The organism is Nonomuraea sp. NPDC049400 (genome assembly GCF_044466425.1).
Lineage (GTDB): Bacteria > Actinomycetota > Actinomycetes > Streptosporangiales > Streptosporangiaceae > Nonomuraea.
Genome location: NZ_JBITMP010000013.1, coordinates 113,319 through 132,599, shown reverse-complemented (window position 1 = coordinate 132,599; position 19,281 = coordinate 113,319). Strand labels below are relative to the sequence as shown.

General features: G+C 64.1%; 22 protein-coding genes, 2 tRNA genes and 1 pseudogene. 13 read left to right on the top strand and 12 right to left on the bottom strand.

The features are described 5' to 3' along the window. Window positions 1-83 precede the first annotated feature (83 nt). Window positions 84-587 carry a SigE family RNA polymerase sigma factor gene (locus ACIBVN_RS22250; RefSeq protein WP_397139162.1) on the top strand — a complete coding sequence of 168 codons (504 nt, stop codon included), beginning with the start codon at window positions 84-86 and terminating at the stop codon, window positions 585-587. A gap of 1 nt (window position 588) precedes the next feature. Here the strand turns inward: ACIBVN_RS22250 and ACIBVN_RS22245 are convergent, their stop codons facing one another. Next, on the bottom strand, window positions 589-1,077 hold the full coding sequence (locus ACIBVN_RS22245; protein WP_397139409.1) for a MarR family winged helix-turn-helix transcriptional regulator: 489 nt from the start codon (window positions 1,075-1,077) through the stop codon (window positions 589-591). A gap of 106 nt (window positions 1,078-1,183) precedes the next feature. Here ACIBVN_RS22245 and ACIBVN_RS22240 point away from each other — a divergent pair, with 106 nt between their 5' ends. Together ACIBVN_RS22240 and ACIBVN_RS22235 are read left to right on the top strand one after the other, a co-directional pair. Continuing rightward, a complete protein-coding gene (locus ACIBVN_RS22240; RefSeq protein ID WP_397139160.1) occupies window positions 1,184-1,747 on the top strand; it encodes a YceI family protein in 564 nt (187 codons plus the stop codon). A 185-nt stretch (window positions 1,748-1,932) separates the two neighbouring features. Continuing rightward, a tRNA-Ser gene (locus tag ACIBVN_RS22235) sits at window positions 1,933-2,021 on the top strand. Window positions 2,022-2,105: 84 nt separating this feature from the next. Here the strand turns inward: ACIBVN_RS22235 and ACIBVN_RS22230 are convergent. Then, window positions 2,106-2,975, bottom strand: coding sequence for a tyrosine-type recombinase/integrase (locus ACIBVN_RS22230; RefSeq protein ID WP_397139158.1), 870 nt, complete (start codon window positions 2,973-2,975; stop codon window positions 2,106-2,108). On the opposite strand from ACIBVN_RS22230, the gene ACIBVN_RS22225 reads away from it, so the two are divergent. Beyond that, the gene (locus ACIBVN_RS22225) at window positions 2,974-3,570 is read left to right on the top strand and encodes a dihydrofolate reductase family protein (protein WP_397139156.1); all 597 of its coding nucleotides are present in this window, start codon (window positions 2,974-2,976) and stop codon (window positions 3,568-3,570) included. The two genes, ACIBVN_RS22230 and ACIBVN_RS22225, sit on opposite strands and share 2 nt — an antisense overlap. Window positions 3,571-3,591: 21 nt before the next feature. Here the strand turns inward: ACIBVN_RS22225 and ACIBVN_RS22220 are convergent, their stop codons facing one another. Beyond that, the gene (locus ACIBVN_RS22220; protein WP_397139154.1) at window positions 3,592-4,008 is read right to left on the bottom strand and encodes a glycosyltransferase; all 417 of its coding nucleotides are present in this window, start codon (window positions 4,006-4,008) and stop codon (window positions 3,592-3,594) included. A gap of 774 nt (window positions 4,009-4,782) precedes the next feature. On the opposite strand from ACIBVN_RS22220, the gene ACIBVN_RS22215 reads away from it, so the two are divergent. Beyond that, complete coding sequence (locus ACIBVN_RS22215) at window positions 4,783-7,542, top strand: heparinase II/III family protein (protein ID WP_397139152.1); 2,760 nt, start codon at window positions 4,783-4,785, stop codon at window positions 7,540-7,542. A 42-nt stretch (window positions 7,543-7,584) separates the two neighbouring features. Further along, window positions 7,585-8,097 (top strand): isochorismatase family protein, encoded by a 513-nt coding sequence (locus ACIBVN_RS22210; protein WP_397139150.1) that lies wholly within the window; start codon window positions 7,585-7,587, stop codon window positions 8,095-8,097. Window positions 8,098-8,121: 24 nt separating this feature from the next. Here ACIBVN_RS22210 and ACIBVN_RS22205 read toward each other — a convergent pair whose 3' ends face one another. Continuing rightward, window positions 8,122-8,292: an ArsR/SmtB family transcription factor gene (locus ACIBVN_RS22205; RefSeq protein ID WP_397139148.1), complete on the bottom strand. Its 171-nt coding sequence runs from the start codon at window positions 8,290-8,292 to the stop codon at window positions 8,122-8,124. A 487-nt stretch (window positions 8,293-8,779) separates the two neighbouring features. Beyond that, entirely contained in the window at window positions 8,780-9,613 is an 834-nt protein-coding gene (locus ACIBVN_RS22200; RefSeq protein WP_397139146.1) for a tyrosine-type recombinase/integrase, read from the bottom strand. 154 nt (window positions 9,614-9,767) lie between these two features. Here ACIBVN_RS22200 and ACIBVN_RS22195 point away from each other — a divergent pair, with 154 nt between their 5' ends. Then, entirely contained in the window at window positions 9,768-9,944 is a 177-nt protein-coding gene (locus ACIBVN_RS22195; protein ID WP_397139144.1) for a hypothetical protein, read from the top strand. Between the two features lie 117 nt (window positions 9,945-10,061). Next, window positions 10,062-10,424: a hypothetical protein gene (locus tag ACIBVN_RS22190; RefSeq protein WP_397139142.1), complete on the top strand. Its 363-nt coding sequence runs from the start codon at window positions 10,062-10,064 to the stop codon at window positions 10,422-10,424. 166 nt (window positions 10,425-10,590) lie between these two features. Here the strand turns inward: ACIBVN_RS22190 and ACIBVN_RS22185 are convergent, their stop codons facing one another. Both ACIBVN_RS22185 and ACIBVN_RS22180 read right to left on the bottom strand, forming a co-directional pair. Then, window positions 10,591-11,112 carry a hypothetical protein gene (locus ACIBVN_RS22185; RefSeq protein ID WP_397139140.1) on the bottom strand — a complete coding sequence of 174 codons (522 nt, stop codon included), beginning with the start codon at window positions 11,110-11,112 and terminating at the stop codon, window positions 10,591-10,593. Between the two features lie 528 nt (window positions 11,113-11,640). Beyond that, window positions 11,641-12,195, bottom strand: a complete 555-nt coding sequence (locus tag ACIBVN_RS22180; RefSeq protein ID WP_397139138.1) for a hypothetical protein — start codon at window positions 12,193-12,195, stop codon at window positions 11,641-11,643. Window positions 12,196-12,377: 182 nt separating this feature from the next. On the opposite strand from ACIBVN_RS22180, the gene ACIBVN_RS22175 reads away from it, so the two are divergent. Then, window positions 12,378-12,439: transfer RNA gene (locus ACIBVN_RS22175), tRNA-OTHER, on the top strand. Window positions 12,440-12,858: 419 nt separating this feature from the next. After that, window positions 12,859-13,497, top strand: coding sequence for a hypothetical protein (locus ACIBVN_RS22170; protein WP_397139136.1), 639 nt, complete (start codon window positions 12,859-12,861; stop codon window positions 13,495-13,497). Window positions 13,498-13,863: 366 nt separating this feature from the next. On the opposite strand, the gene ACIBVN_RS22165 is transcribed toward ACIBVN_RS22170, so the two are convergent. After that, entirely contained in the window at window positions 13,864-14,802 is a 939-nt protein-coding gene (locus tag ACIBVN_RS22165; RefSeq protein WP_397139134.1) for an ArsR/SmtB family transcription factor, read from the bottom strand. 231 nt (window positions 14,803-15,033) lie between these two features. On the opposite strand from ACIBVN_RS22165, the gene ACIBVN_RS22160 reads away from it, so the two are divergent. Together ACIBVN_RS22160 and ACIBVN_RS22155 are read left to right on the top strand one after the other, a co-directional pair. Next, entirely contained in the window at window positions 15,034-15,534 is a 501-nt protein-coding gene (locus ACIBVN_RS22160) for a C40 family peptidase (RefSeq protein ID WP_397139132.1), read from the top strand. Between the two features lie 276 nt (window positions 15,535-15,810). Next, window positions 15,811-15,936: pseudogene (locus tag ACIBVN_RS22155) on the top strand (IS630 family transposase); the annotation flags it as partial. A 190-nt stretch (window positions 15,937-16,126) separates the two neighbouring features. On the opposite strand, the gene ACIBVN_RS22150 reads toward ACIBVN_RS22155, so the two are convergent. The 4 genes from ACIBVN_RS22150 to ACIBVN_RS22135 form a co-directional block, all read right to left on the bottom strand. Beyond that, complete coding sequence (locus ACIBVN_RS22150) at window positions 16,127-16,948, bottom strand: hypothetical protein (protein ID WP_397139419.1); 822 nt, start codon at window positions 16,946-16,948, stop codon at window positions 16,127-16,129. Window positions 16,949-17,284: 336 nt separating this feature from the next. Continuing rightward, complete coding sequence (locus ACIBVN_RS22145; RefSeq protein WP_397139130.1) at window positions 17,285-17,695, bottom strand: type II toxin-antitoxin system VapC family toxin; 411 nt, start codon at window positions 17,693-17,695, stop codon at window positions 17,285-17,287. Next, window positions 17,692-18,012: a type II toxin-antitoxin system Phd/YefM family antitoxin gene (locus ACIBVN_RS22140; protein WP_397139128.1), complete on the bottom strand. Its 321-nt coding sequence runs from the start codon at window positions 18,010-18,012 to the stop codon at window positions 17,692-17,694. The genes ACIBVN_RS22145 and ACIBVN_RS22140 overlap by 4 nt, the downstream gene beginning before the upstream one ends. Before the next feature lie 9 nt (window positions 18,013-18,021). Further along, window positions 18,022-18,270 carry a hypothetical protein gene (locus tag ACIBVN_RS22135; RefSeq protein ID WP_397139126.1) on the bottom strand — a complete coding sequence of 83 codons (249 nt, stop codon included), beginning with the start codon at window positions 18,268-18,270 and terminating at the stop codon, window positions 18,022-18,024. A gap of 196 nt (window positions 18,271-18,466) precedes the next feature. On the opposite strand from ACIBVN_RS22135, the gene ACIBVN_RS22130 reads away from it, so the two are divergent. After that, a complete protein-coding gene (locus ACIBVN_RS22130) occupies window positions 18,467-19,198 on the top strand; it encodes an SDR family NAD(P)-dependent oxidoreductase (protein ID WP_397139124.1) in 732 nt (243 codons plus the stop codon). Window positions 19,199-19,281: the final 83 nt, after the last annotated feature.

Genomic DNA, 19,281 nt, shown 5'->3' with positions numbered 1-19,281 from the left:
TTGACCTACCTTTATCGTCGGCGGACCGAAACCTGAATTCTGGTTCAGGCCCAATAGGGCATCAGGCTGCGATTCTGGCCACGATGCAGACCACCGGCTGGGAAGACGAGTTCCGCGAGTACGTGAGGGCGCGCGGTCCCGCCCTGCTGCGCACCGCTCACCAGCTCACCGGGCATCCGCTGGACGCGGAGGATCTGCTGCAGAACGCGCTGACCAAGACGTACCTCGCCTGGAACCGGATCGAGGACCGGGGGGCGCTGGACGGCTATGTGCGGCGGGCCATGGTGAACATCAACATCTCGCAGTGGCGGCGGCGCAAGCTGGAGGAGTACCCGTCGGACGAGTTGCCCGAGATGTGTGCTTCTTCGGAGTCGGAGGAGCCGCACGGGGATGTGCACGAGCAGCTCGAGCAGGCCCTGGACTCGCTGCCGGAGCGGATGAGGGCGGCGATCGTGCTGCGGTACTACGAGGACATGACCGAACCGGAGATCGCCAGGACGCTGGGGATCAGCGTGGGCACGGTCAAGAGCACGGTGTCACGGGCCATGGCCAAGCTCAGGAACGCCCTGGGACGCCGTACTCCCTGACTTATGAGCCGTGGGTCGCGGCTTCCGCCTCCTGCGCGCCTGCTGTGGCGCACGGCCGTACGACATCTCTGATCTTCCGCAGGGTGCCCAGGAACGTCTCCAGCTCCTCCGCGTCCAGCAGCCCGGTGAACCATTCTTCGATGTCGTTCAGATGCTGTGGCAGTACGGACTCCAGCCGCGCCCGCCCGGCCTCGGTGAGCGCGGCGTAGGAGGCTCGCCGATCGCTGGCGCACGCCTGCCTGGTCACCAGCCCCTCCCGCTCCAGTCGGTCGACGACCCTGGTCACCCCGCTCGTGGACAGCTCGGTCTGCGCGGCAAGATCACTCATTCGCAGCCGCTGTCCCGGCGAGCGGGCCAGCCTGATGACGGTCTCGAAATCGATCCCCGGCAACCCGGCGAGGTCGAGCGCCGGCTGGAGCCTGGACATCAGTCCGGTGTGCGCCTCCGCCAGCAGTCCAATGGCCGTCAAGCGCGGGTCGTCAAAATCCATCACGTCCATAGCCTAGCGGACAATAGTTGACGTGAGGAATATTCCTCGTGTAGACATTTGTTGCCGCAGACATCCGCACAGCAACTACCCCTCTGAGGAGAACCCCATGACCACGCGCACCTGGGAGTCCCTGACCATCCCCGCCGCCGGGACCTACAACCTGGACGTGGCCCACACCCGCATCGGTTTCCTGGTCAAGCACATGATGGTCAGCAAGGTCCGCGGCCACTTCGGCACCTTCAGCGGCTCGGTCACGATCGCCGAGAACCCGGTGGAGTCCACCGCCGAGCTCACCATCGACGCCGGCAGCATCGACACGGGCATCGCCGACCGCGACGGCCACCTGCGCGGCGACGACTTCCTGGCCGCCGAGAAGTTCCCGCAGATCACCTTCAGGAACGGCCGCGTGGTCAGCCACTCGGGCGACGAGTTCACCGTCGTCGGCGACCTGACCATCCGTGACGTGACCAAGGAGGTCGAGCTCACGGTCGAGTACGGCGGCGCGGGCACCAACCCGTGGGGCGCCTCGGTGTGGGGCTTCTCGATCACCACGGAGTTCGACCGCGAGGACTTCGGCCTGACCTGGAACCAGGCCCTGGAGACCGGCGGCGTCCTGGTGGGCAAGAAGATCAAGATCGAGATCGAGGGCGAGGCGAACCCGGCCGCGTAGCCTGGTGTTCCCGGCGTTCGATGTACGTTATCCACAGCCCCGAAGCCCGTCCACGCTCTGGGCGGGCTTCATCCACAGGCAGTTACCCACAGGCTGTTGATAACTCTTGGTGAAGGGCGGGGGAGCAATCGCTTTGCCGCCTCGCCAGAAGGCCGGTACGCTGTGCTGAGCCGCGATGGCCTCCAGGAGGATTCGCCTAGTCAGGTCTATGGCGCCGCACTGCTAATGCGGTTTGGTGGCAACACCATCCGGGGTTCAAATCCCCGATCCTCCGCAGCTGAAAGGCCCTCTCCCAGATCTTGGGGAGGGGGCCTTTCGATTTTTGAGGGCGTCATAGTTGCAGTCTTAGTTGCAACGGCTAGGGATTTCCCCAGAGAGCAGAGGCGAGCCGCTCCCCCGCGTCGCGCATCAAAGGTGTGGATACGTGGGTGTAGCGCTCGGTGGTGATCACTCGGGTGTGGCCGAGAACCTGCTGAACGACCCGGATGTTCACACCCTGCTCGATGAGGAGCGTCGCGGCGGTGTGCCGGGCGTCGTGGACTCGTACGTCTCGGACGCCGGCCTGCTTGAGGATGACCTTCCAGTGCTTCCAGTCCTCCGTGCGCTCGATGGGCGTGCCGTGCTTGGTCGCGAACACCAAGTCATGGTGCTCCCATCGGTCTCCCGCCTTCTCCCGCTCGGCATCTTGCATCTCGCGGTGGGCCTTGAGTTGGGTGAGGAGCTCGGGCGGACACTGGAGCGTGAGCTTGCTCTTGCCCTTGCGCTGCCGGAAGACCAGGCCGCCGCCGGTTCGCTTGGGGCACTTGTCCGCGTGGCCGGTGCAGTCCTTTAGGCAGGGCCGCTTGTAGCAGACATGACCCGGCTTGGCGCAGCCTGGCTTGCAGGCCGACCGGTGTCCGCGGATCTTGCATTTCTTGTGGCACGGCCGGCGGTGCCACTTCTCGCCGCACGCGTGCGGGTCGTCGCAGCCATGCCGCCACTCCTGGCGCTGTACCTGGAACCAGGCCCGGATCTCGCCCGTGTCCATGTCGATGTACGACCAGCGAAGCCCGAGAGCTTCGCCCTGGCGGATGCCGAGTGCAAGCGCCACGGACCAACGAGTGCCGTTCCGCTTGGCCTTGGCCACGTCGAGGATGCGGCGAGCCTTCTCACGCGTCAGCGGCTCGATCTCGGTTTCCGCGGCTGTGGGGGAGAAGACTGGAGGAGAACCTGTGGGCACAGTATCCATGCACAACGTGGTGTCGGTGGACGGCTTTATCGCCGACGAGAACGACGACGTCGGGCCACTTCACGATTGGTACTTCAACGGGGACACCCCGATCACCGGAGGCAGCGACCAGCAGTACGATCATTCCGGAGCTGGAAGCGCCTTCAAGGTTTCAAAGGGATCGGCGCAGTACGTCCGGTCGATGTGGGAGTCGATCGGCACGATCGTGATGGGCCGCCACCTGTTCGACCTGGTGAACGGTTGGGAGGGTCATCCGCCCACGGGCGACCACGTAGTCGTGGTGTCCCACCGGCCTAAGCCCGAGGGCTGGCACCCCGAGGCGTCGTACCACTTCGTCGATGACGTGACGGCTGCGATCGACAAGGCCCAGGAATTCGCCGGAGGGCGAGCCATCAGTGTGAACGCCGGAGAAGTGGGCGGCCAGATTTTGGCGGCCGGCCTCGTGGACGAGGTGGCGATGGACGTGGTGCCGGTGGTGTTCGGGTCGGGCAAACGCTACTTCGGCAGCATCGATGGGCAGCATCTACTGGAGGATCCCCATGTGGTTATCCAAGGCGAGGGGGTGCTGCACCTGAGGTTCAGGCTACGCCGCTAGGGGGTGCCTCAAACCGGCTGCCTAACTGACAACAGGACCCCCGTGCAGGTCCTGGATGACCTCGAGCGGGTCCGGCTTCTGATCTCCCCAGGATGGCCGGCTCCGACCACAGGTGCGGGTAGACAAGCAGGACGGGAACACGGTGAGCTGCCCCAGGTGGGCGCGGTGCGTGCCGGTGAGGTAGGCCGGGCCGGTGGAGATGGCAGGCCGCTTGCCCCTGTGCGCCTGCGCGGATGCCGGCAGGCCCCGGATCAGCTGGCCGACGAACGGATGCCGCCGCGTGGCGCCCATGAGGCCGTTGGCGATGCGCCTGCCGTCGCTCTCCCGCGCCGCGAAGCAGGCGACCCCATCCAGCAATGGCGTGATCGGGCGCAGGCACTCGAAGTCCGCGTCTACGTACAGGCCGCCGTACTGCCACAGCAGTTCGTAGCGCAGCACGTCCGCACGGAACTGGCCGACGTTCGCGGGGCATAGTGTTCGGCCCGGTCGAACAGGTGCTGGTTGCGCAGTGGCGGGAGGTTGTCGTCGCTCCAGACGCGGATCTGCCAGCCGGGGTGGTGGCTGACCCACGTGTCGCGGTAGGCCGTGAACTCGGCTCGGGGCAGAGGTTGCCCCGCCTGTTCTTCAAAAGCCTGTAACCGTCGTTCCAGGAGCTGTTGATCCAGTGCCGCTGTTGCCAGGTATTGGTCGAACTGCAAGGCTCGGTGAAGATCCTGCTAGTGGAGTCATTCGACAGGCATTTGCCGGTATCACGGTTCTGCAATGCCCAGTAGATCCCAGCAGCGCTCACGTTACTGCCTGCGGTGTTCGCGGGCGCTGCGTGGGTGGCGGTTACACCGAAATGATCCCGGACATCCCCAAAGGCTGCAACAGCGGCGAGACGGGTAACTACTTGCATGCTTCGTCCTCTCCATATCTGACTTGGTGTTGGTCTCGTCGACATGTAGGAGAGACTGAGGAGCGGGCTGTCCGCAACGGTGCACGACACGGTACGCCGGTCATCGTGGCTCAGGCGGGTGAGGTCGATGACAGGGCCCTCGCCTATCGTGCGGCCTTGGCCAGGGATGTGGATCCAGTGTTGAACACACCAGGCCCGCTGGCACGGCAGACCAACGCAGGGTTGGATGGTATGGCGTTCGGTCCGCCTGCCCTGGCGGCCTGACATACCGCAGACATACCGCAGACATACCGCGCACCTCTATCTTGGCGCGCATGCGTTCCTTGCGGCGGCGGTTCGCCGTCTTGATCCTCTTCGCCGCGTTCCTGGTGCCGGGCCCTCCGGCCACCGCGGCGGCCCTGTCGGACGCCGGTTTCTTCGGGAGGTGGAGCGCCGGCGCCTGGGCGGTGGGGCCGCGGCTGAACTACGCGCACGCCGGCCTGGCACCCGTGGAGAGCGCAGTCAAGGCGGGCGACTACACGCTGGCCAAGCAGAAGCTGCTCGACTACTACCGCGCCCGCCCTGCTATCGAGACGAGCGCTTTCTCGCACGACAAGCCTTGGCCGGGCGCGCTCGAGCTGACCCCCAGCCACATCTGGACGCTGGGTGACGGGGAGCAGTACGTCAAGACGGTAGCCTTCGGTCCGGGAGAGAACACGGTCACGGCCGACGTCACGACCACCGTCACCAAGGGCAAGGCCGGATTTTTCCTGATGAGCCGCTACAAGGACGCGGTCATCGCTCTCGTCAACAGCAGGAGCAAGGGGTCGGGAAAGCCCACCCTCCGCCTGACTCTGGCCGACGGGTCCACGAAGACCCTCAACCCCACGCACGACACCTACATCTGGGCGGCCTATCCCGACAACGTCTACGGCGCCAAGTACTATATGCAGGTCAGCGACAACGGCACGGGCCCGTTCACCGGCGAGACACGCAAGGCGTATCTGCACTTCGATCTCTCCGGCGTCTCCGGGGTGAAGAAGGCGGAGCTGACGCTGACCGGCCAAGCTCCCTCCGCGAAGGCCGTCATGCTGTACAGCACGGGCGAGACGTTCAACGAGACCACCCGCACCTGGAACAACACCGTCCAGAACACCTACTCTTGGGAAGGCGACCCGGGGGGCTTCGACTGGAAGCTCCCGAAGGGCGCCGACCCGGAGTACCTCTACCAGCTTCCCCGCTTCTTCTTCGCCGGCCCGCTGGCCCTGGAGTACCAGAAGACCGGCGACGAGCACCACGCCAAGACGCTCATCGGCCTGATGACGGACTTCATCAAGGACGCCGACACCTACGACTCCGATCAGGGAGCCGGTTCCTACCTGGAAAACCTGCACGTGGCGCGCCGCCTGCAGAACTGGATCGCGGCCTATGAGATCCTGCGCAAGAGCCCGTCGCTTACCCCCGAGTCCAACGTGGCGATCCTCAAGACGATGAATCGGGCGGGGATGCACCTGCAGGAGAACGTCGTCACCACCCCGAACAAGATGCAGTCACAGAAGATCACGCTGCTGCACGCCGCGGTCTACTTCCCGGAGTTCCGCGCGGCACCAGGGTGGCGGACCAACGCGGCGACCTTCCTCACGACGCAGCTCAACGATTCGACCTATCCCGACGGCGGTTACAAGGAGGCGACGGACGGTTACCTGAGGGGCTACCTCAACCAGTACGCGGAGTCGATTCCGTTCATGCGGCGCCAAGGGATCGAGTTCCCCGCCACCGCCAGTGCCAAATTGCGGAAGCTCGCCCGTTTCCTCATGGACCAGGCCTATCCGAACGGATACAGCCCAGCCTACGGCGACGCCAACACCAAAGATCTGCGGGGCGGCCTCGCGCGACTGGGCGCGGAGCTCGAGGACCCGGAACTCGTCTACGTCGGCACGTCCGGAGCGTCCGGACAGCGGCCCGCGCACACCTCGGTGCTCTACCCGGACACCCGAGTGGCGATCTCCCGGTCCGGGTGGAGCGCCGACGACTCCTACCTGCGGATCAACGCCGACCGCGGCAACCACAGCCACCCGGACGAGTTGGCGATCACCACCTACGCGTACGGCAGGACTCTCCTGCCCGACATGGAGACGTTCACCTACAGCGACGACCCGCGCGCGGTGTGGCTGCGGAAATCCACAGAGGCACACAACACGATCGAGATCGACAACAAGGCGCAGTCCCAGTCCACGACGGCGGCCGGCGGGATCTCGCATCTGGTCACCAACCCCGCCTTCGACCTCATCGGCGCGAACACCGAGAGCTCCACCGGTGCTCGCCACGAGCGGTCCGTCCTGTCCCTCCACTCGGACCTGTGGGTGGTCTCCGACCGGCTGAAGCCCACGGACACCGCGGCGCACCGCTACGAGCAGAACTGGCATTTCGCCTGGGACGCCAAGCCCGCCATGAACTCCGGGTCGAAGGCGGTGTCCACGGGCTACGGCACGGGGGCGAACATCAGCATCGTGCCCGCCGACCCAACCAAGGTCACCTCCTCGCTGCCGGACGGCTACCACGCGCCGGGAGGCTACACCCTGCAGAACGCCAAGTACGCCTCCTACGCCAAGACGGTCGCGGGCCAAACGACCTTCGACACCCTCCTGGTGCCCTCCCGCGGCGCGGCCACCCCGGTGACCGTGGCCAGGCTCCCGGTCGGGACGACCCCGTCGTACCAGGCCACTGCCCTGAGCCTGAACGGCGGCACCGGCGTCTACTACAAGTCGTGGACCACGAAGGCTTCGCGCACATTCGGGTCCTACGCCTTCGATGGCAAGCTGCTCTACGCCGACGCCGGGACAATCGTGCTGGTCGACGGCTCCTCGGTCGTCCGCGACGGCACGACCCTGGTCAAGGCGCCGGCCGCGGTCACGGACCTGGCCGTGACGTTCAAGGACGGCACCGTACGCATCGACGGCAGCGGGCTGACCGCGAGCACCGACCCGGCCACGGCCATCGCGATCGCGGCGCCCGAGGCGACTACCAAGGTGATATTGAACGGCACAGCCGTTCCCTTCGAACGCGTGGACGGGTTCATCTACGCGGCCGCCTGACACCCACCCCAGCGTCACCTCACCCCTCAAATGTGGAACATCATGGAAAAACTGGACCCTCGTCGCACCGCACTGTTGCTCATCGACCTGATGACACGCATCGTCGAGCAGGCCACGGCGCCTCATTCTGGATCCTTCGTGGTTGCCCGCTGCCTCGCTCTGGCCGAGGCCGTGCGCCGAGCGGGCGGCCTGGTCGTCACCGTGCGGGTCGAGCGGCCGGGCCTCGCCGAGCAACCGCCAGGCAGCGAGCTGGTGGAAGGGGTGATCGGCGACCTGGAGATCGTGAAAGGCACCTGGGGCGCTTTCCACAACACCGGACTGGAGGAGGCGTTGCGCAAGCGGGGCATCGACACCCTGATCATCACCGGGATCGCCACGAACTTCGGTGTCGAGCAGACCGCACGTTTCGCCGACGAACTCGGCTTCAAGGTGATCTTGCCAGAGGACGCGGTGACCGCACTCGACGCACGTGCCCATCAGTTCGCCTTCGACTACATCTTCCCGCGTATCGCCACCGTGTGCATGACCGCCGAGGCCGTGACAGCCCTGCACTGAGAGGAGTGCGTCAAGCCGCGCCCGTCACGCCTCCGCGACCCTGCGGATCCTGGCCTCGTCACGCTTGTAGTGTGTCCACTTGCCCACGCGTGTCGACTGGACCAATCCCGCCCGTTCGAGGGTGGTCATGTAGGACGAGACGGTTGACTGTGCGAGCCCGCACTTGAGCCTGGCACGGAGGGCCGGGCTGGACATTGAGCCATGCCATGAGCCCAGGTGGGGCGAGGTGCCTGGTGGGCACGGCGGCCCGCTCGCCCAGCAATGGTGTCCCGATGCGGCCGCGGCCGCGTACCACGACACCCCTGCTCTGATCATCTGGCATCTCCGCCGTCCCCAGCAATGAGGCGACGAGGTGGGTGTGGCGGGTCCGTTCGGTGGCTCGGATCATGGCGTCCTACTTGTCGGCGTCAGTGGTGTCGCCTCCTACCAGCCAGTCAAGCCGGAGGGGTTGTAGTTTGGGTTGCGGTTCACTGCCGTACCAGCGCGTTCCAGGAAGACCGCGGAGGGATGTTGGCCCAGGCGGAACTGTCCTGGACGATCATGCCCCGAGCTGCTAATGCGGTTTGGGTTTACCGCCCATCCGGGGTTCAAATCCCCGATCCTCCGCAGGCGGAAGGCCCTCTCCCTTGATCGGGGAGAGGGCCTTTTTGATCTTCTGTGGGCACCAGGGTTGCAGTTGCCCTCAGGGCTGTCCCCAGAGGGCCTGGTCCATGCGGTTGCTGGCGTCTGTCATCTGGAGCGTGGCCACGTGTGTATAGCGCTCTGTGGTGGTCACACGAGTGTGGCCAAGGATCTCCTGTACGACTCGGATGTGGACGCCCTGTTCGATGAGCAGGGTTGCCGCGGTGTGGCGGGCGTCGTGAACGCGGGCGTCGCGTACGCCGGCCTGCTTAAGGATGGACTTCCACTGCTTCCAGTCCTCGGTGCGCTCGATCGGGCCGCCGAGATGCGTTGTGAAGGCCAGATCGTGATCGGTCCACTTATCCCCAGCCTTGAGCCGTTCGGCGGCCTGGAGCTTCTTGTGGGCCCGCAGTAGCGCCAGGAGCGCTGGCGGACATTGGAGGGTGAGCTTGCTCTTGCCCTTGCGTTGCCGAAAGATCAGCCCGCCGCCGGTGCGCTTCGGGCGCTTGTCCGCGTGGCTCGTACAGTTTTTGAGGCATGGGCGTCTGTAGCAGCGGTGGGCGCGCTTCTTGCAGTCCGGCTTGCAGTCGCGATCATGCTGGTGCTCTTTGCAGTTCTTCTTGCACGCCTTGCGGTGCCACTTCTCTCCACAGGCGTGCGGATCGTTGCAGCCGTGCTGCCACTCCGATCGCTGGATCTGGAACCACGCCCTGATCTCCTCCGTGTCCAGATCGATGTACGACCAGCGGAGTCCGAGAGCCTCGCCTTGCCGGATGCCGAGCGCGAGAGCGACGGACCACCGAGCACCGTTCCTCCTGGTCTTGGCGACGTCGAGGATGCGCTCGCCGCGTCGTACAGACCGAACGCTCCGCCCGGGGTTGCCACGCCGCCGCACAGATACAGCTCTACGATCGCCACGGCATGGTTGGACACCGGACGTGCTTGGGGGCGATCGACGATCCAGGGTTCGTTCCTCACCCTGGGTCACCGAGTAGCGGGCTGATCACCGCGCTTGACCCGTGGACTGGCGGATTGCGGGGTGACGAACTATGGGCAGAAGACGCTACGTCGCCAGGGGCGTTCCCGGCGGTTACCGGATCTGGGACAACAAGGCGCGCCGCTGGTGGGGCGACCTCTACGAGTTATGCCCTGACGAGCTGAACGGCGCGCGTAACCATGACAAGATCACGGCCCTGCTCAAGCGTTATAGAGCTATGCCGCGGTAGGCCACGCACCCGCGAACACCAGATGCCTGCCGGTGGTCGAAAAAGCAGATCAGCAGGGCGGGCCTGCGCGGTGCCAGGCTGCTGCTGTCCGTGGGCCTCCTCGAGTATGGTCCCGCCATGGAGATCCCTGAGCTGGCGGAACTGATCTGGCTCTTCGAGGACGAGCCGCAAGGCGAGTACGAGGACGTTCATTGGCCAGTCGGCCTCCACTCATTTCAACTCACCCGAGGCGCGATATCGGTCCTCTTCTCCATCGATCCCACGGCGGGTGAGGCGTATATCAGCCTCTACGTGGACGGCGAGGAGGTCACGTACATCAAGCGACTGCGGCGTCTCGGGAGACTGTCGGTTGAGCGCGAGCGGTCCGGCTATGAAGGGCTGAAGCTGTGGTTCCGGGAGGACTACAAGGAACCGGTTGCGCTCCAGACCAAGCCCACAATCCGGCTCTCATGGGACGTGAAGTCTCTTGATGAGTGGTAGCCAGGGGCACAGGTCGGCGGGCTGATCACAGTGAAAGCGACTGCCGATCCAACGGGAGCCATCCGAGGGAACGATCATGAACTGTGGCGAACGGGACTGGACGGCGAGAGTGCCGCCCACCTAGGCGGCGAACGCACGCGTACGCCAGCGAAGATCGTTTGGGAACCTATGAATCAGATAGTCCGAGCGTGTATCGCGCGTAGCGGTCGCCAGGAGAAGTGAACTCGATGCCGTTTTCATCGAGGGCGTTAAAAATCGTCACCTGGCCGTTCGGGAAGCCGAACCCCAAAGACACGATCGTCCCCTCCACGAGATCCCTGTCTCTCCACATCAGCAGCTCCACTGCCGAACAAGGCTGCCCGACCAGTGCAGTGAGCTCGTCTGGTGCGTCATCTCGCCATGCCAGGTGGAAGTCCGGCCAGTCCAGCGCGCGCTGCGGATCGATGGTGTTCCAGGTGATCGAGACCTCGTCGAACTTCCAGTGGTTGATCTCGACCTGCTCGCCCTCGAAGTCCAGGAGGATCGGGCAGTCGGCGAACCACTCATCCTGATCGAGATCCCACACCAGCAGCGCACGGGTCAGCCGCCGGCGGACGAGGTGCGCGAGCCTCGCTCCATGAGCGGCCGTGATCGCCGAGCGTCCACTCAACCACTCCGGCCTGTATCCCGGGACCCCGAAGTTGAACATCCAGTGATTGTGCCGGAATGTCCTCCCGTCCGTCGTGCCATTAGCGTGCCATTAAGGGCGGTCAGCAGCGGTCAATCACGGTCACTCGCGGACCGTCCTCAGCGCAGGTCGAGGCCGTTGCGCCTGAAGATCAGACCGTTTTGCAAGCAGGAAGTCAGGAGTTCGAATCTCCTAGGCTCCACACGTACAAAAGCCCAGGTCGGCGGCCTGGGCTTTTGATCTTTCTGAGGGCTATTCCGGGTCCCGTGCCCGTTGCATGCCCGATGGCTCGTCAAGCGCTCCGCGTGCCAGATCGTTGAGCTTCCGGGCGACCTCGAGCTGACGTTCATCGGTGGAGTGCTGATAGATGATCGCGGCGCGTGTGCTGGCGTGCCCCATCCTCGTCATAAGGTCCCGGATGGACGCGCCCGCGTTGGCTGCCCTGGCCCCGCCCTGGTAGCGCGAAGCGCGGGACGACGGCAGACGGGAAGCTCAGATGGAGGACTGTGCGGGGAGGTCGCTTCTATGGACGCCAGGGTCGTCATTTCCTCAGGTCCAGTCACCGGGCGCGAACTGTCGCAACCAATCGCGGAATCGGGCGCCGAACTCCTGTTCAGCGCGGTCGAGCATGCTGTCCGGGTCTTCCGGCGGCGCAAGCCCGAAGTTCTCCTCCAACCATTCGAGGTACGCGCTGTGGCCATCTGTGTGGCCGTCCTCGGTGTCGTAATAACCCTCGTCGGGACCTTCAAGGTCGAAGCTCTCACTGTCGAGAGCGAGGAGTTCGAACAGCTCCCGCAGGCCCCGCGCAACGACGTCGAGGTCGCCCTCGTCACCGAACCGGATCACAGGCAGCGTGGCGAGATCTTCCCGGTCGTCGCACTTCCACAGCGCGAAGAAGGATCCTGAAGTGCTGGCCTGAGCGAAAGGGATCAGCCGGTCGAGGAACTCCAAGTCGTGCGGATCTTTCAGGTCGAGCCACTCGGCTAGCCCGGGATCATAGCCGAAGTCCCGCAACTCGAACCCGCCCGAGTAGTAACCCGGGGACCGATCCTGGAGCTCTTTGAGGAGGTTCAGCTCACGAACGGGTGAGTACGCGTTGCTCATGGAAGCCCTCTCCGTGTGGCGTGATGATCTGTGGTTCGGCATCTTGCCAGTGACTTCAAGTCTGGAGAACAAGATCCGGAATCGTGCCCGTTGCGTGCCCGTTGGCAGGGGATCTACGGGGACTCACGGTCGCTTGCGGGAAGATCGGCCGGGGAGCGGAGGCCAGGGGATCGCCTGGTCAGCGATCACGGGTGTGATCGGCTTTGCAAGTAGGAAGTCAGGAGTTCGAATCTCCTAGGCTCCACTGCACGTAGAAGGCCACTTCCTATGATCGGGAAGTGGCCTTTTCGATCTTGTACAGCTGCAAAGTACAGCTACGGCATCGGCTGTTCTCCACACGCTCGCTCTGCTCCTGGGGGTAGGGAAGCCGTAGCGCTGTGAGCTCTCTCTGAGTGCCTCGATACATGCTGAGTGCGTAAACTCGCGCTCCGCCTCCTCGTACCTGATCGAGTTGTCCTGTAACAGTTGATCTTCCTCCTTCAGTGCATCTTGCTCGTGGCGCTGGTCTTTCCGCTACGGTCTGCTCTTGGCCTGATCATTTCGGGCTGAATGGTGGCCTGAGTGCTGCTGCGAAGCGGGCGGAGGAGTTCAAGAGCGTCTAGCGCAAGCTGTCCCTCCTGCTGCAGGAGGCCATGGCCAAGGACGCGAAGACAGGGAGGAAGAGTGGACGAGTCCGCACTCCCACAGCTACGGGCGGAGGCGTCCCGCGATGACTACTCCTCGATGGCCCGTCTGGCGCAGGGGCTGTACGAGCGAGGCCTGTCCGTGTCGGAGGCCATGCGCGAGTGCTACGGAGTCGACCTGCCGTTGGAGTTCCTTGTGCTCGCCGAGGCCGACCTATGGCGTCTCGACCTCTTGATCGTGTGCACCGATCAGCCGTGGCGACTGGCCGTCCCACCAGCCCGGGGCGGCCCGGTCGCCGGGGGTTCGTCCAACGAGGTGGCGCAAAAACTCCTCACCCTCGACCCTGATCTCCTGCCCCTCGGCTACACGCTCGGTAAGAAGAGCCCATCCTGGGATAACAAGGAGGTGCTCTGCTACCGGCTGTCCGAGCTCACCGCAGGCCGGCCGACGGTCTTCAGCCTGCGAGAGAAGACCACCCGCCACGACAAGGTGAAGCGGCGGGGCGACTCCCTGATGACAGTGCTGGAGGAACTCCATCTCCAAGAACTGCGCGAGACGGAGCGCGAGATGAAGGACTGGGACTCTGCCGCCGAGGAGGAGATCGTGGGGGCGGTGCGGGAACTGGTCAAGCAGGTCGAGGAGCTGCGGCGCAAGCTCGCAGCGCGCGAGGCGTGGTGAGCGTGGCCCACCCCGTGAAGGTGCCGCTAAGAGCCCGCTCCGGACCGTGCCGCGCCCGAGCACATCCCTCAACGGACAACCGAGACCTCTGCGACGGAGATCGCGGCGGGTGCCCGCCCGGCACCGCATGGTGACGGCTCAGCCTGCGTAGCGGTTCAATGAGTCCCGTGCATGGCCAGTGGGTCGGATCGCCCTTGGTGCGGACTACACGACAATGAAGGCCACATATATGACTAGCTACCTGATCGCACACACTTCGATTATTGTCTTTTTCATCGATAGGAGCCATTTCCTGCTATTGCCGCCCGACCGGTAAGTGCCTGGGCGCGAGTGGCTTTCCGTAATAAACTCCAAGGCAAGCTCGCGTCAGTTAGTCGAGTTGATTCTGTCGTGCCGGTCGAGGAGGGTCAGACCAATTTGGGTGGGGTTGTGCAGGACGCTGTTGTGATGCCTGCGCGTAGTGATCAGCCCGGCCTCGCGCAGAACGGCGGTGTGCTGGCTGACCGCCGCCGATGAGATGTCCAGGCGGCGGGCGAGGGCGCCGGTGGTGGCCACACCGTCGGCGATGGCGGTGAGCACCGACGCGCGGGTGCGGCCGAGGAGGTTGGCCAGCGCCCGCGTCGACGTGCCGCTCGTCCAGATGCCTGCAGCGTGATCGACGCCCAGCGTGGCAGGGTAGATCAGGATGCAGTCGGCGGGATTGCTTGGGTCGTACATCACCGTTGGGGCTCGCTTAAAGAACGACGGCACCAACAGCAGTCCCCGCCCGTCGAGGGTGGAGTCGGCGCCGTACTGGTGGCCGGTATTGACATGGAGGGTCGGCGGCATCCACCGGATATCCGGATGCAGACTGGACAAGAGACCGTCAAGACCGTCGTCAAGCAGGATCGTGCCGCGCTGAGCGCGCTCGGCGTCGAGGTGCGCCGAAATTCGCCCCCAATGTGGGCCGACCGCAGCACGGTGGTACGCCTCCACCGTAGACAGCACCTCCCGCCGGACGGCGAGGCTGTCGATGAGCCCGGCCAGCGCGGTCGGTACTCGGCCATGGTGGCCAGCGTAGAAGTCTAGCTCCGCCCGGACGGCCTGCCGGGGGCTGGCTAAGAAGGTCTCGGCGCCCTCGGCCAGGTGGTGGCCCGATCCGGCAAGGATGACCATGTCAAAGCTTGGCGGTCGCGCGGGCGTGATGGCGGCCAGGACGGCGAACCGGGAGTCAAGAGAACCGCGCATCCGACGCCGCCACGCACCGAACATCGTCTCCCCCGCCCGTCCGCGCAGCGCGGACAGGCTGAACAGGGTCTCGGCCATGGGACCCAACGTCGGCGCCACCCGCACCCGCGCCAAGTCGGCGGCCGTGAAGTGAATCCTGTGCATTCCCTCTTCCGCATACGCATCGGCATCGCAGTCAGAGTATGCCGCCCAGCGGTCACCAAAGGCGCTGAGCGGCACAGTTAAGCCATGGCTTACAAGCCTCGCACCGCGTGATCTATTCCTGCGACAGTGAGCGGGCCGACCTTCCGGAGAGAAAGGGTTTCTTCTATGAAACGAAACGTAAGCCTGACGGTGCGCGCGGCGATAACGGCTATTTCAGCCGCCGGCCTCCTCGCCATGCCGACTATGGCAAGTGCTGCGGCAGGCGACGCAACCCGAACGACGGTAGCAGCTTCTTCTGCGTTTGCCGCCGCAACTGTTCCCGAGAGTTATATCATGCGGGCAGTCAACGTTGCTCTCCAACAGCTCGGCAAGCCGTATCAGTGGGGGGCTGAAGGGCCCGACTCTTTCGACTGCTCCGGGCTCATCTATTATTCGTACAACAATCCTCCTGTGCTAATCGGCCGGCAGACTTGGGACCAAGCCGCCCAAACACGCCTCATTTCGTATTCGCAGCTCAGGTCTGGCGATCTAATTTTCTATAACAATTATGAGCACGTTGCCATGTACATCGGTAATGGCCAGGTGGTAGAAGCGCCTTCCTCGGGAGGTCAGGTTCGTATTGCGGCTCTGCGGTACAGTGGTGAGCCACGAACCTATCGCGCCTGATCGAATGACCGGAAAAGCGTCCTCTGCTTGCTGAGTAGAGCCTGTAAGGCTCTACTCAGCAAGCGCGGCCATTGTATCGGGACGTTCCACGAACCCCGGAATATGCACAGGGTACATGTGGCCGTTGTCGCGTCCCAGGCAGCAGCATTCGGAAGTTGCCAAGGCTGCACACAAGAGCTAGCGCTGTGACCGAAAATAATCACCGGGATGGCGCGTAAGACTCTTCTGCCAGCTGGATGGTGCTGATCACTTTTAGGATCGGCACTCAGGAGGCCAGTGACGCAACCGGTCAAGGTTCGCAGGCTCACGGACCCAGAAGGACAGAAGTTGCAGCGGATCGTGCGGCGCGGCACGATGAGTACGGTACGTTATCGGCGGGCGATGATCCTGCTGGCTTCGGCCGGCTGCGGGCAGGGCAACCAGCGCGCGTGGAAAGCTCTTCGGGAAGCATGTACACGCGAATGGCGGCTTGCCCTGGTGCGTCCGGCCTGGCATGGCTACGCCTGCCCGACGAGGAGATGCCCCGGCAGCCTGACGCCTACCGTACGAACATCCAGGTTGTACCGCCTTCAGGGGAAACGGCATCACTCGGCTACATCATGCCGCCTAACCTTTGAATCTTCCTGTCGAGGTCGCGCAGAACGTTCGGGAGGGTCTCGGCGGCGTAAGCTAGTGACGCCGTGTCCTTGCTGATCTTCCCGCCTTCGAAAACTTCTGCCGCGTAAGCGAGGCGACGTGCGGTTAGACTGTCGGGCCCTGCTGGAACGTCATTCATGACTGAGATAATCTGCCTCAACTCTTCCAAAGCGTCTATATTGAGGCTCCCTGTTCTCTCTAGCTGCTCAGCGATATGTTCCAGACGTGTGATGGGGGACTCAAAAGCGTCTACAAGCCAAGCCTCGAGAAGATCGTCAGTGATCGGGTTCGATATACGAGCCAGATGTTTGCCGTGCTCTCCCTCATGGTTGCGTTTCCATTCAAACAAAAGCTCGGCAGGATAGAGCTGCTCGCCTGTGTTCTTGTCGTCGACCTCGGCATGGTCCGCCAGGCACAGAAGTATCAGGTTGCGGAAGGAGTCCCTGTCTTTGCGATCAGCCCGCTTGCTGTACGCCCCGCACTGCTCCCATTGCTGGTCTCCATTTCCGATGGACGAGACCGCATGGGCAATCTCGACCCGGGCAAGGGGCCACGACTTTGGGCGACGCTCTTGGAACTCGCCGAGGATCAACACGACCGGATAAGCATCGCCTACCTTTCCGCCGATGCCGGACATCGTGCCGAGAAGGCCGGTGACCTCCCCGCAGCCGTCATCGCATGGCGCGCGGCAGTCGCCGCCGGCAGTACCGATGCGAAAACCGCTGACCGACTCACAGCATGGCTCGTCAAACAAGGTCAGTGCGCAGAGGCCGCGCATGTCCTACGGCAGGCACTTACAACTCCCCCACCGGGGCCACGCTTCGACAGCGTCTAGAGAAACGACTCGCTCGCTGCGAGAAGACCCCCGACTGAGAGAGGCGCTGTACAGCAGTTGGTACAGCAACACCGCCTCACTTGATCAGATGCCACCAGTCTTCTACGACCGCTTGAGCAGGGGAGAGGAAGCCTCTACGTGGTGACTGGCTCCCATTTTGCAAGCAGGAAGTCGGGAGTTCGAATCTCCTAGGCTCCACCCAGCTCACAGGCCACTTCCCATGATGGGGAAGTGGCCTTTTCGATCTTGTACAGCTGCCACAAGGCACCTCTGTGTCATTCACTGGGGGCGGGTGACCGGAACTACCGTAATCAGGTGGTCCAGACCCTTGAAGTCCTTGGGATTGCAGGTGTACAGGGGTAGCCGGTTCGCGATCGCTACACAGGCAATCATCAGATCTGCGGTGCGGGGGCGTGGTTTGCGTCCTGAGGCGATGACGGCCGTCCACAACTCGCCGTACTCGCGGGCTGCGGTGTCGTTGAAGGGGAGTGGGTCGAATTCGGCTTCGGCGGTCTGCAGGATCTTCATTCGCTGGGCGAGTTCCTGCGGCCCTGTCGCCACCAAGACGCCGACCGAGAGCTCCGCGGTGGTGATGGCACTGATCACCATCTCATCGGGGAGCTCGTCAGGATCGATGCCGGCGCGCAGGATGAGGATGTTGGTGTCAAGCAGCCCTATGGCGTGGGTCATCCCTCGTCCTCGGCGAATTCGCGTCTGCCGTATGCGCGATCGTAAGGGTCGTAGAGATCGTCATTGACGTGGCGGTCCATGTCTTCCCGATATTTACGGTCGTCCAGTCGGGGCATGCCACGCGAAACGGCGGCAAACTCGGCGCGCGACACGGCTCGGCGTCGGCGGCGGAGAGGGACCAGATCAGCGATGTGACGGCCGTTACGGGTAACGGCGTACCGCTCCCCACGTTCCAGGCCATCCATGATCTCCGCTGACCGGTTGCGCAGGTCGCGCTGAGAGATCTCATGGGAGCGGTCAGGCTCAGGAGTGCTCACATCTGAAGTCTACTGCGTTGTGCTATTCGGTGCTACAAGGTGGCACGCCTGGCGTGTGACGCCGTACGGCGCACGACAGACTGTCCGATTGTGGACTAGGGTGCCGTCGATGAAGACCGCCTTGCCGCCCTGTGTGGCGATCTTCTCCAGGATGCGGTCCAGGCGCGGCGCGCGGGCGGCGAGCAGGTGGATCACTTCCAGCGCCCAGCGGCGAATCGTGGAGGCCGACACCGCGTTGCCGCCGGTTATATCGGCCAACCGCTGGTCATGGCGCAGAACGGTTGAGCACAATGAGGGCGATCTTGGTGGGCGGGAGTTTCCGCCACCGCGAGCCGATCGCGTTGAGGCTGCCCGTGTTTTTACGCTTTATCAGGCCCATCAACGTCGGTGGGGAGCCCTCGGGAAGGCAGACCCGTGAGCGGGCTCGTTAAGCAGCCGGGATGATGAGACTCGTATGGGCGTCGTCGAAGAAGCGAAAGGGCTGCCGAACTTGAGTAACGAGCGCATCGCCTTGGTGACCGGGGCGGCCGGGGGAATCGGACAGGCGATCGTGGATATGCTGCGGCGGAAGGGATGGCGGACGGCGGGCGCCGATCTGAAGCCATCAACCGCTGATGCGCACTACCCGGTGGACCTGAGTGATCACAGGCAGGCGGCCGCGCTCATCGACGTGGTCATATCGGATATAGGACTGCCAGGTGCGTTGGTGAATGCGGCGGGGATCTACCGCGGAGTACACCTTCCGGAAACCGGTGACCAGTACATCGAAGAAGTCATGGCCGTCAATCTCGTGGCTCCACTTGTGCTGTGCCGTGAGTTCATTGGCAGGCATGTCGCGGGCGGTAGCAGCGCGAGCGTCGTGAACGTGGCGTCCGTCAGCGGGGAGATGGGCAGCCCTGATCCCTCATATGCGGCCTCCAAGGGCGGGCTGATCGCCATGACAAAGGGGCTTGGGCGGGCATACGCCGCACAGGGCGTCAGGGTCAACGCGGTCGCTCCCGGGGTCATCGACACTGAGATGGCCGGGCTGATCCCCGCGGATCGCCGTGAGCAGTACCGCCGGTCGATTCCCAGCGGCAGGTTCGGGGCCGCGGAGGAGGTCGCCGCCGCGGTCGCGTTCCTGCTCGGTGACGAATCGTCCTACATGGTGGGAACGGTGCTGGACGTCAACGGCGGCCTCTATTGATGGGCACGGTGCTAGAGATCCAGCGGCGGGTGTTGGGTGCGGAGCACCCGGACACCCTGACCAGCCGGGTGGCCTGGCGAGTG

Excerpts from the sequence above, each read along its gene's own strand:
- ACIBVN_RS22250 (WP_397139162.1), top strand. The coding sequence starts at position 84 with ATGCAGACCACCGGCTGGGAAGACGAGTTCCGCGAGTACGTGAGGGCG.
- ACIBVN_RS22245 (WP_397139409.1), bottom strand. The coding sequence starts at position 1,077 with ATGGATTTTGACGACCCGCGCTTGACGGCCATTGGACTGCTGGCGGAG.
- ACIBVN_RS22240 (WP_397139160.1), top strand. The coding sequence starts at position 1,184 with ATGACCACGCGCACCTGGGAGTCCCTGACCATCCCCGCCGCCGGGACC.
- ACIBVN_RS22225 (WP_397139156.1), top strand. The coding sequence starts at position 2,974 with ATGCACAACGTGGTGTCGGTGGACGGCTTTATCGCCGACGAGAACGAC.
- ACIBVN_RS22230 (WP_397139158.1), bottom strand. The coding sequence starts at position 2,975 with ATGGATACTGTGCCCACAGGTTCTCCTCCAGTCTTCTCCCCCACAGCC.
- ACIBVN_RS22215 (WP_397139152.1), top strand. The coding sequence starts at position 4,783 with ATGCGTTCCTTGCGGCGGCGGTTCGCCGTCTTGATCCTCTTCGCCGCG.
- ACIBVN_RS22210 (WP_397139150.1), top strand. The coding sequence starts at position 7,585 with ATGGAAAAACTGGACCCTCGTCGCACCGCACTGTTGCTCATCGACCTG.
- ACIBVN_RS22205 (WP_397139148.1), bottom strand. The coding sequence starts at position 8,292 with ATGTCCAGCCCGGCCCTCCGTGCCAGGCTCAAGTGCGGGCTCGCACAG.
- ACIBVN_RS22195 (WP_397139144.1), top strand. The coding sequence starts at position 9,768 with ATGGGCAGAAGACGCTACGTCGCCAGGGGCGTTCCCGGCGGTTACCGG.
- ACIBVN_RS22190 (WP_397139142.1), top strand. The coding sequence starts at position 10,062 with ATGGAGATCCCTGAGCTGGCGGAACTGATCTGGCTCTTCGAGGACGAG.
- ACIBVN_RS22185 (WP_397139140.1), bottom strand. The coding sequence starts at position 11,112 with ATGTTCAACTTCGGGGTCCCGGGATACAGGCCGGAGTGGTTGAGTGGA.
- ACIBVN_RS22180 (WP_397139138.1), bottom strand. The coding sequence starts at position 12,195 with ATGAGCAACGCGTACTCACCCGTTCGTGAGCTGAACCTCCTCAAAGAG.
- ACIBVN_RS22165 (WP_397139134.1), bottom strand. The coding sequence starts at position 14,802 with ATGGCCGAGACCCTGTTCAGCCTGTCCGCGCTGCGCGGACGGGCGGGG.
- ACIBVN_RS22160 (WP_397139132.1), top strand. The coding sequence starts at position 15,034 with ATGAAACGAAACGTAAGCCTGACGGTGCGCGCGGCGATAACGGCTATT.
- ACIBVN_RS22150 (WP_397139419.1), bottom strand. The coding sequence starts at position 16,948 with ATGCGCGGCCTCTGCGCACTGACCTTGTTTGACGAGCCATGCTGTGAG.
- ACIBVN_RS22145 (WP_397139130.1), bottom strand. The coding sequence starts at position 17,695 with ATGACCCACGCCATAGGGCTGCTTGACACCAACATCCTCATCCTGCGC.
- ACIBVN_RS22130 (WP_397139124.1), top strand. The coding sequence starts at position 18,467 with ATGGGCGTCGTCGAAGAAGCGAAAGGGCTGCCGAACTTGAGTAACGAG.